The 14,655-nt window shown below is 68.6% G+C and carries 12 protein-coding genes; 9 read left to right on the top strand and 3 right to left on the bottom strand.

Annotated features, from left to right (window positions below; translation table 11 throughout):
* Nucleotides 1-15 precede the first annotated feature (15 nt).
* Nucleotides 16-477, bottom strand: coding sequence for a protein-disulfide reductase DsbD domain-containing protein (locus MC45_RS00455; RefSeq protein WP_038658253.1), 462 nt, complete (start codon nucleotides 475-477; stop codon nucleotides 16-18).
* Nucleotides 478-907: 430 nt separating this feature from the next.
* Between MC45_RS00455 and MC45_RS00450 the strand changes: the two genes are divergently transcribed.
* The 6 genes from MC45_RS00450 to MC45_RS19110 are packed head-to-tail and all read left to right on the top strand — an operon-like array spanning nucleotide 908 to nucleotide 7,701.
* Nucleotides 908-1,930, top strand: coding sequence for an LLM class flavin-dependent oxidoreductase (locus tag MC45_RS00450; RefSeq protein ID WP_038658249.1), 1,023 nt, complete (start codon nucleotides 908-910; stop codon nucleotides 1,928-1,930).
* 26 nt (nucleotides 1,931-1,956) lie between these two features.
* On the top strand, nucleotides 1,957-3,306 hold the full coding sequence (locus MC45_RS00445) for an LLM class flavin-dependent oxidoreductase (RefSeq protein WP_038658246.1): 1,350 nt from the start codon (nucleotides 1,957-1,959) through the stop codon (nucleotides 3,304-3,306).
* Nucleotides 3,303-4,487 (top strand): M20 aminoacylase family protein, encoded by a 1,185-nt coding sequence (locus tag MC45_RS00440; protein ID WP_038658243.1) that lies wholly within the window; start codon nucleotides 3,303-3,305, stop codon nucleotides 4,485-4,487. Before MC45_RS00445 ends, MC45_RS00440 begins: the two co-directional genes overlap by 4 nt.
* Before the next feature lie 17 nt (nucleotides 4,488-4,504).
* Entirely contained in the window at nucleotides 4,505-5,071 is a 567-nt protein-coding gene (locus MC45_RS00435; RefSeq protein ID WP_081974261.1) for a GNAT family N-acetyltransferase, read from the top strand.
* Complete coding sequence (locus MC45_RS20030) at nucleotides 5,068-6,789, top strand: amino acid ABC transporter permease/ATP-binding protein (RefSeq protein ID WP_156143729.1); 1,722 nt, start codon at nucleotides 5,068-5,070, stop codon at nucleotides 6,787-6,789. The genes MC45_RS00435 and MC45_RS20030 overlap by 4 nt, the downstream gene beginning before the upstream one ends.
* Nucleotides 6,790-7,701, top strand: a complete 912-nt coding sequence (locus MC45_RS19110; protein WP_052075432.1) for an ABC transporter substrate-binding protein — start codon at nucleotides 6,790-6,792, stop codon at nucleotides 7,699-7,701.
* A gap of 52 nt (nucleotides 7,702-7,753) precedes the next feature.
* Here MC45_RS19110 and MC45_RS00415 read toward each other — a convergent pair whose 3' ends face one another.
* The gene (locus MC45_RS00415; RefSeq protein WP_052075431.1) at nucleotides 7,754-9,142 is read right to left on the bottom strand and encodes an APC family permease; all 1,389 of its coding nucleotides are present in this window, start codon (nucleotides 9,140-9,142) and stop codon (nucleotides 7,754-7,756) included.
* A gap of 121 nt (nucleotides 9,143-9,263) precedes the next feature.
* On the opposite strand from MC45_RS00415, the gene MC45_RS00410 reads away from it, so the two are divergent.
* Nucleotides 9,264-11,759 (top strand): TonB-dependent receptor plug domain-containing protein, encoded by a 2,496-nt coding sequence (locus MC45_RS00410; protein ID WP_038658240.1) that lies wholly within the window; start codon nucleotides 9,264-9,266, stop codon nucleotides 11,757-11,759.
* A gap of 442 nt (nucleotides 11,760-12,201) precedes the next feature.
* On the opposite strand, the gene MC45_RS00405 is transcribed toward MC45_RS00410, so the two are convergent.
* Nucleotides 12,202-12,480: an NAD-binding protein gene (locus MC45_RS00405; protein ID WP_081974259.1), complete on the bottom strand. Its 279-nt coding sequence runs from the start codon at nucleotides 12,478-12,480 to the stop codon at nucleotides 12,202-12,204.
* A gap of 38 nt (nucleotides 12,481-12,518) precedes the next feature.
* Between MC45_RS00405 and MC45_RS00400 the strand changes: the two genes are divergently transcribed.
* Entirely contained in the window at nucleotides 12,519-13,970 is a 1,452-nt protein-coding gene (locus MC45_RS00400) for a S41 family peptidase (RefSeq protein WP_245640785.1), read from the top strand.
* Between the two features lie 233 nt (nucleotides 13,971-14,203).
* Nucleotides 14,204-14,485, top strand: a complete 282-nt coding sequence (locus tag MC45_RS00395) for a hypothetical protein (RefSeq protein WP_038658237.1) — start codon at nucleotides 14,204-14,206, stop codon at nucleotides 14,483-14,485.
* Nucleotides 14,486-14,655 lie beyond the last annotated feature (170 nt).

Here is a 14,655-nt window from a genome sequence, read left to right as displayed (position 1 = left end):
CACGCCTCCCATCGCTCAGGCGACGATCTCGACCGGTGCCGCGATATGCACCGTTCGCGGCGGCAGGCAGATACGGCCGTCGCAGGACTGGTAGCGGATGGTGACCGGTACCTGCTGGCGTCCCGGTGCCAGTCCGGCGCGAAGCCGCACCGGCACGGTCAGGCTGACGGCATGGGCATGCGTCGGCGTGACGAAACCGAAGGCGGGATCGAACGCGTTGATCGAACTGCTGCCGCTGGCCGCACCGTCGGCTCGAGCGACCGCATTCGGGTCGAGCGAGACGCGCAGCGGCGTCGGACCGTTGGCCGCCTGCTTCAGCCCATAGACGTGCCAGCCGTCGCGGATCGTGCCGCGGACGGTGATGACGACCCGGCGCCCCGGCCGTGCCGCGACGATCGGCGCCGCGACCCAGTCGACCGTAGCCCCCGCATCGGCGGCGCGAACCGGCGCTCCGCCCTCCGCAGCTAGCCCGAGCATTGCCGCGACGAGGCTTATCCCGCACCGTGCCCGGCGGCGAAGGCGTGGCGCGGCACCGACCAGATTTGCCTTCGGCAAGCGAAGGACGTTCTTCTCCGTCACGCGAGCACCTCCATTCGCTACGACCGGCCATTCTGACGGAACCGGGACGGAGGGCCTGTCCCGGCCACGCTCCGACCCCCGCATCCTACGGAGCGTCGCGCCGATCGCCTGATAGAATTTCTATAATTCCCATTAGAACGATAGGGTATCGATGATTTGTCATGACGAGGGAATGCCTTGGCCCGGCGATCGAGCTTTCCTGAAGAATCGGCAAAGCTGGGCTTTAACTGCTCCAGATGGAACTATGTTATCATATGAGATTGGTAGGTATTAAATCAGACGATACGGCCGATGTCGCGGCGAACAATGCGGAGGATATGCGACCACCATGGCCTATCGCCTGAGCATCCTCGACAAGGCCCTGATCCCCGAGGGGGTCGCCGCGCCCGATGCGCTCGACGGGACCGTCAAGCTGGCGGTGCGCGCGGACCAGCTCGGCTATCATCGCTATTGGTTCGCCGAACATCACGGCATGGCGACGCTGGGCAGCTCGGCGCCCGAGACGCTCGCGGCGTTCGTGCTCGCGCGCACGCGGCGGATCCGGGTCGGCTCGGGCGGCGTGATGCTGCAACATTATCCGCCGTATAAGGTCGCCGAGACGTTCAATCTGCTCGCCGCGCTCGCGCCGGGACGGGTCGATCTGGGGATCGGCAAGGCGCCGGGCGGCCTCCCCAATGCGACGCGGGCGCTCCGCGCCAACCAGCAAGGGGCGGCGGCGCAGGATTTCGCGGCGAAGCTGCGCGACCTCGACGCGTTCGTCACCGGCGCGCTGCCCGACGACCATCCCTATGCCGGCGCGATCGCCGCGCCGCGCCCGGAGGAGCCGGCGAGCCGCATCCTGCTCGGCGCCAGCGTCGAGAGCGCGGCGCTCGCCGGCGAGCTCGGCTGGGACTTCTGCTATGCGGGGCATTTCGACGGCGATGCCGAACGGATGGGTCGCGCCTTCGCCGTCTATCGCGCGGCGACGGGCCGGTCGCCGCTGCTCGCGCTCGTCGCCTTCGCGGCCGAGACCGAAGCGATTGCACGGCGCCATGTCGGCCCGCTGCGCCTCTATCGCGTGCGGCTCGCCGATGGGCAGACGGTCAACCTGCCCAATCTCGATGCCGCCGCCGAATTCGCGCGGCAGGCAGGCGTCGCCGATTATACGACCGAGGAGATCGTGCCGAACGTGCTGTCGGGCACCGCGGCACAGGTCCGCGCCGAGCTCGACCGGCTGCACGCCGCGTTCGGCGTCGAGGAATTCGTCATCGACACGCCGGTCGCCGGCTTCGCCCAGCGGCTCGATTCGATCGAGCGGCTCGCGCCGCTGACCCTGTCCCCCGCCCGCGCCTTCGAAGCGCGCGCGGCCTGACCCCCTTTACGCCAGGAGCGAATGCGATGAGCAGCCGGTCTTCGATCCCCTTCGGCCTCATGCTGCACGGTCCCGGCGGCCACATGCATGCCTGGAAGCACCCGAGCAATCCGGCCGACGCCAGTATCAACCTGCCCTTCCTCACCGGGCAGACGCTGAAGGCCGAGGCGAACGGCATCGCCTTCGCCTTCGTCGCCGACGGACTCTACATCAACGAAAAGTCGATTCCCCACTTTCTCAACAGGTTCGAGCCGCTGACCATCCTGTCCGCATTGGCAACCGCGACCAGCCGGATCGGCCTCGCCGGCACCGTATCGACCTCGTACAGCGATCCGTTCACCGTCGCGCGGCAATTCGCCTCGCTCGACCTCATCAGCGGTGGCCGCGCCGGCTGGAACGTCGTCACCTCGCCGCTCGAGGGGTCGGGCCGCAATTACGGGCGCGCGCATCCCGATCACGCGCTGCGCTACGAGATCGCCGACGAATATCTCACCGTCGCGCAGGGGCTGTGGGATTCGTGGGACGACGACGCCTTCCCGCGCGACCGGACGAGCGACACCTATGTCGACAAGGCGCGCTTCCGCCGGCTCGACCACAAGGGGCGGTTCTTTGCGGTCGAGGGGCCGCTCAACATCGGCCGGTCGCCGCAGGGGCAGCCGGTCATTTTCCAGGCGGGATCGTCCGAGGCGGGGATCGGGCTCGCCGGCAAGTTCGCCGATGCGGTGTTCACCGGTCCGGCGACGCACGACGAGGCGACGCGCTTCCGCGCGCAGGTCCGGGCAAGCGCGGTGGTGCATGGCCGATCCGCGGATCACGTCAAGATCTTCCCCGGCATCGCCGTGGTCACCGGCGCGACGGATGCGGCGGCGGAGGCGAAATTCGAGACGATCCGCAACCTGCTGACGATCGAGGATGCGCTCGATTATCTCGGCCGGTTCTTCGACCACCATGATTTCAGCGCCCATCCGCTCGACGCCCCCTTCCCCGAGCTGGGCGACATCGGCGCGAACAGCTTCCGCTCGACCACCGACCGGATCAAGGCGGAGGCGCGCGCGCTCGGCCTCACGCTGCGCGAGGTGGCGCTGCGCTCGGCGACGCCGCGACCGCATTTCCTCGGCAGCGGCGAAAAGGTCGCCGACGAGATCATCCGCTGGGTCGATACCGGCGCGGCGGACGGCTTCATCCTCGGCTTTCCCGTCGCCGCCGAAGGGCTCGACGATTTCGTGACGCATGTGCTGCCGGCGCTGGAAGCGCGCGGACGCTACGACCGGGTGCTGCACGGCACGACGCTGCGCGACCATCTCGGCCTGCCCTATCGCGAAAGCCGCCATGCGGCGCCGGCGACGGACGCCACCGATACGCGGCGCAGCGCATGACCGATACAATGCTCCGCCGGAACGTCGCGCCCGTCCATGCCGCGATCGAGACGTTCATCGACGAATCGATCGCGCTGCGACACGACTTCCATCGCCACCCCGAACTGGCGTGGGACGAACACCGCACCGGCGGCCGCGTCGCCGACCTGCTGCGCGGCTGGGGCTATGCGGTCACCACCGGAGTCGGCGGCACCGGGCTGGTCGGAACGCTCAGGCGCGGCGACGGGACCCGGTCGCTCGGCATCCGCGCGGATATGGACGCGCTGCCGATCGAGGAGGCGAGCGGGCTCGAGTTCGCCAGCGAGGCGCCGGGCCGGATGCACGCCTGCGGCCATGACGGTCATACGACGATCCTGCTGACCGCGGCGCGCTATCTCGCCGAACAGGGCACATTCTCGGGTACGCTGCACCTGATCTTCCAGCCCGCCGAGGAGATCGGCCAGGGCGCGAAGCGGATGATCGCCGACGGTCTGTTCGAGCGGTTTCCCTGCGACGCGGTCTATGGCCTGCACAATTGGCCGGGCCTGCCCGCGGGCAAGCTCGGCTTCGTCGACGGGCCGGCGATGGCCTCGGTCGACTGGATCGGCATCCGCGTCGTCGGCAAGGGCGGCCATGGCGCCGCACCGCACGAGACGGTCGACCCGGTCGTCGCCGCCGCGCATCTGATCACCGCCTTGCAGACGATCGTGTCGCGCAACGTCGCGCCGCTCGACACCGCCGTGGTGACGGTCGGCTCGATCCACGGCGGCGACGCGGCCAACGTCATCCCCGATCACGTCGATCTCAAGCTGACCGTCCGCACCTTCCGCCCCGAGGTGCGCGACGCATTGCAGGCGCGCATTCCCGAACTCGCGCGGCAGGTGCTCGCCGGCTTCGGCGCGACCGCCGAGATCGAGCAGCGCGCCGGTTTCCCCAGCGTCATCAACCATCCCGCCGAAACCGCCTTCGCGCGCGACGTCGCGACCGGATTGTTCGGCGCGGAGGGGCTGATCGCCGACCTCGCGCCGCGCACCGCGAGCGAGGATTTCGCCTTCATGCTGCAGGCGCGGCCGGGCAGCTTCCTGTTCGTCGGCACCGGCGACGGCGCGCCGCTGCATAGCCCGCGCTACCGCTTCAACGATGCCGTCATCGCGCCCGCCGCCGCCTTCTGGGCGCGGCTCGCCGAGACCTATCTGTCCTGAGTCCGGAGGATCGTCCGATGTCCACCGCCCCTGCCACGTTGCATGCCGGCGCCGCCGCCGCGCCGCCGGGATTTGAACAGGACCGGATCGTCCCATCGTCGCCACGCGACCCGCTCGCCCGCCCGCTGCTCGAAGGCTTGCTCGGCGAATACGACCGTCGTTACGGCGATTTGCCCGATCATGCCGGTGCCGCCGAACAGGAGGTCTATCACCGCTACCCGGCGGAGGCGTTCGAGCCGCCGCACGGCGCCTTCCTGCTCCTCCTGCGCGACGGCGAGCCCATCGCGGGGGGCGGCTTCATGCGCCACGCCGATCCACTCACCGCCGAGCTCAAGCGGATCTGGACCGCCGACCGCCATCGCCGGCAGGGGCTGGCGATCCGCATCGTCGCCGCGCTGGAGGCGGAGGCGACACGGCTGGGCTATACCCGCGTCTTCCTCACCACCGGCTTCCGCCAGCCCGAGGCGGCGGCGCTCTACCACCGGCTCGGCTATAGCCCGCTCTACGATCCGCAGGCCGATCTCGCGGCGCTGTTCAAGCTGCCCTTCGAAAAGGGATTGGCGAAGACGGTGCGCGACGCATGACCGCCGCCGTGCTGCCGTCCGATCACCATGCCGCGACCGGCCGCTACGACCATCTGCGCATCGTCCCGGCGCGCTATCCGGCGCGGACCGCAGGAACGGTCATCGCGGTGATCCTGATCGCGTCGATCGCCGCGTCGATCTTCGGCAATCCGCGCTGGGGCTGGCCGGTGTTCGCGCAATGGTTTCTGTCGGAACCGGTGATCGCCGGGCTGGGGCGGACGCTGCTGCTGACATTGCTCGGCACGCTGTTCGGGTCGCTGCTCGGCACCGCGCTGGCACTGGCGCGCGTGTCGGGATCGCCGCTGCTCGCCGGCGTGGCGTGGGGCTATATCTGGCTGTTCCGCTCGATCCCGCTGATCGTGTTGCTGCTGTTGCTCAACAATCTCGGCTATCTCTACGCGACGATCGGCCTCGGCATCCCGCTGACCGGCATCACCTTCGCATCCTGGTCGACGACCGCACTCATCAGCCCGTTCAGCGCGGCGGTGATCGGGCTGACGCTCAACCAGGCGGCCTTTTCGTCGGAAATCATCCGCGGCGGCATCCTGTCGGTCGACCATGGCCAGCGCGAGGCCGCCGCCGCGCTCGGCCTGCCGCGCCGCCGCCAGATCTTCGGCATCGTGCTGCCGCAGGCGATGCGCAGCATCCTGCCGCCCGCGTTCAACGAGATCATCAATCTCGCGAAGGGGACGTCGGTCGTCTACATCCTCGCGCTGCCCGAATTGTTCTACACGGTGCAGGTCATCTACCGGCGCAACCTCGACGTCGTGCCGCTGCTGATGGTGGCGACGGTCTGGTATCTCATCATCCTCACCGCGCTGTCGGTGGCGCAGCGACGGATCGAGCGGCGCTTCGCGCGCGGCGCGGCGGGAACGGCGGCGCGCGTGTCCTTCGCCGTCGCATCCCCGGCTTCGTCCGCCGCGGCGCCGCCGGCGGCCGCCGCGCTCCCGTTCGTCCGCGGCGGTACGGTCGTGGTCGAGCATGTCACCAAGAGCTTCGGGGCGTTGCGCGTGCTCGACGACGTGTCGTTCACCGCACCCTCGGGCAGCGTCACCGTCATCCTCGGACGTTCGGGCTCGGGCAAGTCGACGCTGCTGCGCACGATCAACCATCTCGAACGCGTCGACGAAGGGTTCATCGCGGTCGACGGCGCGCTGATCGGCTATCGCCAGCAGGGCGAGCTGCTGTTCGAGCTCAAGGAGCCCGAAATCCTGCGCCGCCGCGTCGACGTCGGCATGGTATTCCAGGGCTTCAACCTGTTTCCGCATCTTACCGTGTTGGAGAATGTGGTCGAGGCGCCGGTCAGCGTGCGCGGCCGCCCGCGGGCCGAGATCGATGTGGAGGCGCGCGAATGGCTCGCGCGCGTCGGCCTGTCGGACAAGGCGGACGCCTATCCGCGCCACCTGTCGGGCGGCCAGCAACAACGCGTCGCGATCGCCCGCGCGCTCGCGCTCAAACCCAAGGTATTGCTGTTCGACGAGCCGACCTCGGCGCTCGACCCCGAACTGGTGGGCGAGGTGCTCGACGTCATCAAGGAGCTGGCGCGATCGGGCACGACGCTGATCATCGTCACGCACGAGATCGGGTTCGCACGCGAGGTCGCCGATACGATCGTGTTCATGGACGCCGGCCGCATCGTCGAGACCGGCCGGCCCGACCAGATCCTCACCCGGCCGCGCGAGGCGCGGACCGCCGAATTCCTCTCCAAGGTCCTCTGAATGCGGCTGATCCTCACCACGATCCTTGCGCTGACGCTCGTCTCGCCGGGCTGCAAGCCGCCGCCCGATGCGGCAGGGCCGCAGGACGCACCACCGATCCGCGCGAAGAAGGTCGACGCGGTGATCGCGCGGCTGCCCAAGCCGCTGCGTCTCGCCGAACCGGGGACGCTGACCGTCGCGATGACGGTCGGGCAATTGCCGCTCGCCGATTTCGCCGCCGACGGCACCACGGTGATCGGCACCGAGCCCGATACCGCGCGACTGATCGCCGACAGCCTCGGATTGGAACTGCATGTCGTCCCGGTCGCCTGGGCGGATTGGCCGCTCGGGCTGGAATCGGGCAAATATGACGCGGTGCTGTCGAACGTGACGGTGACCGAGGAGCGCAAGGCCAAGTTCGATTTCTCGACCTATCGCAACGACCTGCTCGGCATCTACACGCGCAGCGACGGGCCGGTGAAGGCGGTCAACGCGCCGCGGGACATCGCCGGCCTGTCGGTCGCGGTGGGCGCGAGCACCAACCAGTCGCAGATCCTCGATCGCTGGAACGCGCAGAATATCGCCGCCGGGCTGAAGCCTGCGAAACCGCAATATTATGACGATACCGGGATCATGCGGCTGGCGTTGCTGTCTGGCCGCGTCGACGTGTCGTTCGACCCGAACTCGACCTCCGCCTGGGCGGCGCGCGACGGCAAGACGCGCAAGGTCGGCAGCTTCTCGGGCGGCTGGCCGCTGGCCGCGCAGGTCGCGGTGGCCACGCGCAAGGGATCGGGACTCACCGAGCCGATCACCGCGGCGCTCAACGCGCAGATCGCCAACGGCACCTACGCGCGCCTGCTCAAACGCTGGGGCCTCGAAGCGGAAGCGATCGACCGGTCGCAGACGAACCCGCCCGGGCTGCCGAAGAGCTGAACGACAGGATCGCGGCTCGCCTGGAGCCGTCCGGCGCCCCACGTGGCGTTCGTCAGTGGACGCAGGCGCCCTCGCGAGCGTCGCGGCGCGCGGCGTAGCGGTGCAGGATCCACCGTGCGACCAGACCGATGACGATCGTACCGAAGCTGGTCAGCGCGCCGATCGGGCCGACATGGACGACGCTGGCGCGAAGGATGTAGAGCGCGACTCCGGCGAAGATCGCCGACAACAATAGCGCGAACGGCATGCGATACGGCCGCACCGCCGCCGGGCGCTTGCGGCGCAGGATCGGCACGGCGAGCGCGCTGAGCGTCAGGAACAGCCAATAGACCGGCGACATATAGTCGACCATCGTCGCAAAGCCGGTCGGCGTCAGGGCACCCCACACGATCAGCAGCAGCGTGATGACGGTCTGGAGCAGGATCGCCGCGCGCGGCACGCCACGCGACAGGTCCCAGCCGGCGAGCCGTTCCAGCCCGGGCGTGTCGGCGGCCGCGGCATAAAGCGTGCGCCCCCCGACGATGAGCAGCGCGTTGAGCACCGCCATCGTCGCCAGTCCGACCGCGGCGACCATGATCGTTTCGCCCGTGCGCCCGAATACGGCGAGCATCACCGCGGCGGCAGGCGCGTCGCTGGTCGCGAGACCGGCGCTGCCCAGGACCTGCAGATAGGCCCAGTTGGCGACGAGGTAGAGTGCGGTGACCGCGCTCATCCCACCGATCAGCGCGCGGGTCATGTCGCGCGGCCGCCGCACCTCGGCCGAGAGCGTCGCGGCGTCGTTGAAGCCGCCATAAGCCAGCATGACATAGACCATCGCCACGCCGAAATCGGGTGTGGGATACGAGCCGGAAACCGGATTATGCTCCACGCCGCCCTGCAACGTCAGCCACAATGCGGCGCCGCCGACCGCGAGCAGCGCGACGACGTCGAGCAGGACGAACACCACTTCGCTGCGCGCACTCGTCCGTAACCCACGCAGGTTGATCGCGCTGAGCGCGACGACGAGGGTGCCCGCGAGGATCGCGCGCGCAGTGCCGTCCATCGGGATCATCTCGCCGAGATAATCGGTCCCGACGAAGGCGAGCATCGCGGCCGAGGCGGTGAAGATCACCGCGAAGCGCGACCAGGCGAACAGGAACGCGATGGTGTCGCCATAGGCCTCCTTGAGGAAGCGATAATCGCCACCGGGATGCGGAAAGGCCGAACTCAATTCGGCGTAACACAGCGCCCCGATCAGCGCGACGATGCCGCCGATCGTCCAGGCGGCATAGACGGCGAACGCGGATCCCAGTGCGCTGCCGACGAACGACGCCGAGCGGAAGATACCGGCGCCGACGACCATGCCCATCACCACCGACGACGCCTGCCAGGGGCCGATCAACCGGCGCAGCGGCATGTCGCGCTCGGCGCCGGTCGGCAAGAAAGACGCGGATTCCGTCATGTACGTCCCCGTTCAGCCCCAGCCGAAGGGCCGGGAAGTTTTTGTTACGGGTCCGTTATCAATCCTTGCCAATTCCGACCAGTCAAATGGAATATCGGATTGCAAGACGACGATGGGGGACATGATGAGGATGATGCGGCAGCGGCTGCTCGTCGGGGTCGCGGCCATATGGCTGGTCGCTGGCGGCAGCGTACGGGCGCAGGAGGCGCACCCGGATGACGACGGCGAGGCTGCCCGGGCGGATATCACCGTCATCGGCACGCGCGGCGCGGGACGCAACACCACCGACAGCCCGGTGCCGATCGATGTGATCCGCGGCGATGCGATCCGTCAGGCGGGCGCGAACGGCGAGCTCGCCCAATCGCTCGCCACGTTGCTGCCCGCGTTCAACTTCCCGCGCCAGTCGAATTCGGGCGTCGGCGACACCGTGCGCGCGGCGCAGTTGCGTGGTCTTTCGCCCGATCAGGTCCTCGTGCTGGTCAACGGCAAACGCTATCATCCCACCGCGACGACGGCGCTCGACGCCAAGATCGGCCGCGGCACGGCGCCGGTGGATTTCAACACGCTACCCGTCGGCGGCGTCGCGAGGCTCGACGTGCTGCGCGACGGGGCGGGCGCGCAATATGGCTCGGATGCGATCGCCGGCGTCGTCGATATCGGTCTCGACCGGCTCGACCATGGCGCCGCCGCCGGCATCACATATGGCGGAAACGTCACCCGGCCCGATGCGCTCGACCGGACACTGCACGACGGGCGCACCGCCGTCATCGACCTGAAGACCGGCACGCGGCTCGGCGAGACCGGCTTTCTTACCCTTGGCGGCGATTATGGCCGGCAGCAAGGCACCAACCGCGCCGGCTATGATCGCGGCGGCCAATATCTATCGAACGGCAGCTATGCCGATCCGCGCAACGACGCATTTCTCGGGCGGCGGCTGTTCAAGGTCGGCGATCCGCGGGTCGACAGCGGCCATCTGTGGTTCAATGCCGAAAGCGCGGGCGACGACGGCGCGACGCTCTACAGCTTCGGCATCCTGCATCTGCGCGAAGCGGCCGGCGCCAATTTCTTCCGCTGGCCGGTCATCGTCGACGGCAAGGGCGACGATTATGTCGCGCCCGGCCAGCCGGGCAACGGGTTCCTCCCGCAAAGTCTCGTCCGCAACGGCGACCTTTCGGTCACCGCTGGCGTGCGCGGCATACTTGGCGGGTGGAAGGTCGATGGCAGCGTCACCTATGGCGGCAACTGGATCCGCTATCGGCTGCGCGACTCGCTCAATTATTCGCTCGGTGCCGCCAGCCCGACCGCCTTCCTGCTGTCCCGAACCCGCTCGGATCAGCTCGTCGGCAATCTCGACGTGTCGCGGGACTATGACCTCGGGCTGACCTCGCCCGTCACGCTGGCGGCGGGCCTGGAATATCGGCATGAGCGCTGGCGCTCCCGCCCCGGGGATGCCGCCTCCTATGCGATCGGACCGCTCGCGGATCCGGCGTCACTGGGATTGCAGCCGGGGGCCCAGGCCGGTCCGGGGTTGACTCCGGACGATGCCCGCTCGCTGGGGCGCGACGTCGTGGCCGGCTATGCCGAAGCCTCTGCCGACCTGCTGCCGGGCGTGCTGGCCGATGTGGCGGGACGGATCGAACATTATTCGGATGCGGGCACCGCGGTGGCGGGGAAGGCCGCCGTGCGCTGGGCGATCGCACCCGGCCTCGCGGTACGCGGATCGGTGTCGAACAGCTTTCGCGCGCCGGGCCTCGCACAGCTCGGCACGTCTGCCACCTCGCTCAGTTTTGGCGAGGGCGGGCAGCTGCGCCGCGTCTCTACGCTGCCGGTCGACAGTCCGGCGGCGCGCGGACTGGGCGCGCGCGACCTGCGACCCGAGCGCAGCGTCAACCTGTCGGGCGGGATCACCACCACGCCGGTGCCGGGACTGCGGCTGTCGGTCGATGTCTTCCAAATCCTGATCGACGATCGCATCACACTGTCGGAACGCTTCGATCTGTCCGCCGTGACGCCGTCGCGGCGCAGCGCGCTCGGTCTCGCCACCTATGACGCGATCAATTTCTTCACTAACGCGGTCGACCTGAAGACGCGCGGGATCGATGCGGTCGCGGACTATCGCCGCACCTACGGCGGCACCACGATCGGACTGGCCGCAGCCTATAGCTATGCCAGGAACACGATCCGTCGCGTCACGGCGCCGCCGGCGCAACTCGCCGCCAACGGCATCGGCGGCGGGCTGATCGGGCTGGAGGAGACCAATACGCTGGAGACCGCCGCACCGCGCGACAAGATCATCCTGTCGGCGGATGCGGCCCGTGGGGCGGTCTCCGGTCTCCTGCGCGGCGTCCGCTATGGATCGGTCGAACACGTCTTCGATTTCGGCGGCGGCTTCACGCCGCGGCAGCGGTTCGGGGCGGCATGGTCGCTTGATGCCGAGCTGTCGCTGGCCGTGCGCCGCGGAATGACCGTGAGCGTCGGGGGAAGCAACCTGCTCGACCGTTATCCCGATCGGTCGATCGACGATTTCAACGGCGCGGGCAATCTGGCGTACGACCCCTTGTCGCCGATCGGGATCAACGGCCGCTTCCTTTATACGTGCGCGCGGGTGACCTTATGATCCTCCCGAGCCTCGTCGCGGCGATCACTGGTCGCGGCGCAGATTGCGCCGGACGGAGCGCAGGACCGTGCCGCCCATCTGCTGGTGGACCTCGTGGCGATCCCGTCAGTCGACGGCAAGCCCGCCGCAAGGGCAGTCGCCGAGAGGCACGCGCATAAACCCTGCAAGCCGGCTTCACACCGACGGGAGTCCCGTTCCTGTTCTATAGGCAAACGATCGCGCCCATCTTGCGCCCGCGTGCCGAACGACCATGCGGGGGTGTGATCTTGTTGCCCGGTCATTTGGACGTGGTCTGGCGCATCGCGCGGAACCTGCTGCAGATATGATCTTCCGATTAACCTTATGGATTATCGATCAGCGCAGCGTTTTTTCCAGAGTGCGTTGTCCCTCGGCTTGCTCAGGCGACCGACCGGCAGGCTGTCGACGAGCGTCTCGACGCGCGTCACGCCAAGAACGAAGCGGCGACATCCGCATCGCCATGCCCGGCCGCGACCACCCGGCGAAAGCGTTCCAGCCCCGCCGCCGCCAGATCGACCTGCACCCCGGCCGCCGTCGCCGCATCGTTAACGAGCTGCGCATCCTTGGCGCCTCTCTCGACCGAGAAGCTCGGCGCGAAGTCGTTCGCCAGCATCGCCTTGCCCTTGGCGTGCAGATAGCCATAGTCGAGCGGCCCGCCCGCCACCGCCTCGAACAGCAAGGCCGGGTCGACGCCCGCCGCGATGCTCGACGCGACGCCGGAGGGCTACTGAGGACATGACCATGCACAAGAGCTTGATCGCACTCACCATTCCGTTGCTAGCCGCCGCAGCTGAGCCGCTCCGCGACTGGTCGGCAACGCTGCGGGCCGATGCGACCGCGTTCCACGACGCGATAGCGGCGAACCATCCGGGCCCGGTCAATCGCCTCGACCCCCGTTTCACCGAGCGCAATGATGCCGGGCTCGCACTGGCGCTGCGCCGGGCGGCGAACGCACGCGACTATCCTGCCTATCTGTGGGCGATGCGCGCTTATGTCGCTGGCTTCGACGACGGCCATGTCGCGTTCGATGTCAACCAGCCGGTGCCGCTGCCGCTGCGCTGGCCGGGCTTCCTCACCACGCTCGACGGTGCCGAGCGGGCGGTGGTTGTCACCCGCGCCGACGACGTTGCCCTGCCGCTTGGCGCCGAGCTGGTAAGCTGCGACGGCATCCCCGCAAAGACCCTCGCCATGCGGAACGTCGGCGATTTCCGCGGCCGCTGGAGTCTTTTCAGCCAGCGGGCCTCAACCGCGGGCCGCCTGTTCATCGACGCGGGCAACCCGTACGTCCGTCGCCCCGCACGCTGCCGCTTCACGGTAGACGGCAGATCGCGCGAGGTCGTGTTGCAATGGCGCGACCTGCCCGACGCCGAGTTCGACACCCGCTTCGCGGCGGCGAGCCCGCGCGCGCATCCCGAGATCGGCGGGACGACGCTGCCCGATGGCACTCGCTGGTACACGCTCTCGGGTTTTGACAGCGACCCTATGGGTAAGGATGCCAAAGCTCTGGTGCCGCTGATCGCCAGCATGAAGGCCGATGCCGCAGGGCTCGCGGCGGCGCCGCGCATCGTGCTCGACCTGCGCGGCAACAATGGCGGCTCGTCCGACTGGTCGAGACAGGTCGCGACGATCCTATGGGGCGCCGCTGCGATTCGGAGGCTGCCATCGGATAGCCAGGCGGTCGACTGGCGCGTGTCGCCAGGCAATCTTGCGACGATCGACGGCTATCGCTCCGCCTGGCGAGCGGCGCCGGACGCTTCGCCCGAGGCGATGCGCTGGGGGGATCGTGTCTCTGCGGGGCTCAACAGCGCGCTCGCGCGCGGCGACACGCTGTGGCGGGAGGCCGACGAGGAGGCCGCGGCGCCGCCCACCGATATCACGGCTCCCGTGCTGCCGCCGAAGGGCCGGGTGTACGTGCTGACCGACCTCGGCTGCGCGTCCGCCTGCCTCGACGCGGTTGACCTGTGGACTGCGCTCGGCGCGGTGCAGATCGGGCAGGAGACGGGCGCCGACTCGCTCTATATGGACATCCGCCGCGTCCCCCTGCCGAGCGGCTTCGCGCAGGCGATCGTGCCGATGAAGGTCTATCGCGGCCGCAAGCGCGGATCGAACGTCCCTGCGGTGCCGGTTCACCGTTACACCGGCGACATGCGCGACACTCCCGCGCTGCAACGATGGGTTGCAAGCCTCTCGTGAGCGCGCCGGACTCGGGCGCCACGGAAACGTGGATCCGAGCGCCGCGAATGCTACAATTCGCCTGGGCGAGGTGGCGCGCGGTCGACGGATCGGTGGGCCATCACCTGATGGGGCTGAGCTGGAGCGTTCGGTCGCTCTCTACGCAGTCGGGCCCAACGGGAATGGCCGGCCCGACGAGAGGTAAAGCGAGGGCTGCTCTCCCGCATTCGCCGCCACTGCGCTATCCCGCGGCAATGGCTAGGAAGAAGCGCTACCTGACCGCGACGATGGCCGACGGCTATGTAAAGACGATCGGCCCCACGGCTGCGCCTTTCACCCATTACTGGCGCATCGTCGCGCATCTTCACAATGGCAGGACCGAGGTGTTCTGGGGTCACACAGCCTCCGCAAAGGAGGCGGCCAGCAAGAAGGCTTTACTGGAAGAAGCGGCGAAGCGGCACGGATGGAGGCGTTTCGACTTTGAGGTCGTCGAACTTGAAGAGCATTCCCGCCTCAAGCTTCGCGGTTCAGCTTAATTACAGTGAACGGCGCTCGGTCGAACAGGCTGAGCAGCCGGGCACGGCGATCTCATTCAAGCTGTCAGATGTGCCCGCTGACGAGTACGATCCGCCTGATCGTGACGAGTGACCACAGCGCCTCGCGGGTTACTGTCCGCCCCCGCCTTTCGACGGGAGCCGACAGCCGT

The organism is Sphingomonas taxi (genome assembly GCF_000764535.1).
GTDB classification, from domain to species: domain Bacteria; phylum Pseudomonadota; class Alphaproteobacteria; order Sphingomonadales; family Sphingomonadaceae; genus Sphingomonas; species Sphingomonas taxi.
Note: the sequence above shows the minus strand (reverse complement) of the source record. Positions and strands in the feature narration are given on the sequence as shown.

Coding starts and splice junctions, on each gene's coding strand:
- MC45_RS00455 (WP_038658253.1), bottom strand. CDS start 477: ATGCTCGGGCTAGCTGCGGAGGGCGGAGCGCCGGTTCGCGCCGCCGAT.
- MC45_RS00450 (WP_038658249.1), top strand. CDS start 908: ATGGCCTATCGCCTGAGCATCCTCGACAAGGCCCTGATCCCCGAGGGG.
- MC45_RS00445 (WP_038658246.1), top strand. CDS start 1,957: ATGAGCAGCCGGTCTTCGATCCCCTTCGGCCTCATGCTGCACGGTCCC.
- MC45_RS00440 (WP_038658243.1), top strand. CDS start 3,303: ATGACCGATACAATGCTCCGCCGGAACGTCGCGCCCGTCCATGCCGCG.
- MC45_RS00435 (WP_081974261.1), top strand. CDS start 4,505: ATGTCCACCGCCCCTGCCACGTTGCATGCCGGCGCCGCCGCCGCGCCG.
- MC45_RS20030 (WP_156143729.1), top strand. CDS start 5,068: ATGACCGCCGCCGTGCTGCCGTCCGATCACCATGCCGCGACCGGCCGC.
- MC45_RS19110 (WP_052075432.1), top strand. CDS start 6,790: ATGCGGCTGATCCTCACCACGATCCTTGCGCTGACGCTCGTCTCGCCG.
- MC45_RS00415 (WP_052075431.1), bottom strand. CDS start 9,142: ATGACGGAATCCGCGTCTTTCTTGCCGACCGGCGCCGAGCGCGACATG.
- MC45_RS00410 (WP_038658240.1), top strand. CDS start 9,264: ATGATGAGGATGATGCGGCAGCGGCTGCTCGTCGGGGTCGCGGCCATA.
- MC45_RS00400 (WP_245640785.1), top strand. CDS start 12,519: ATGCACAAGAGCTTGATCGCACTCACCATTCCGTTGCTAGCCGCCGCA.
- MC45_RS00395 (WP_038658237.1), top strand. CDS start 14,204: ATGGCTAGGAAGAAGCGCTACCTGACCGCGACGATGGCCGACGGCTAT.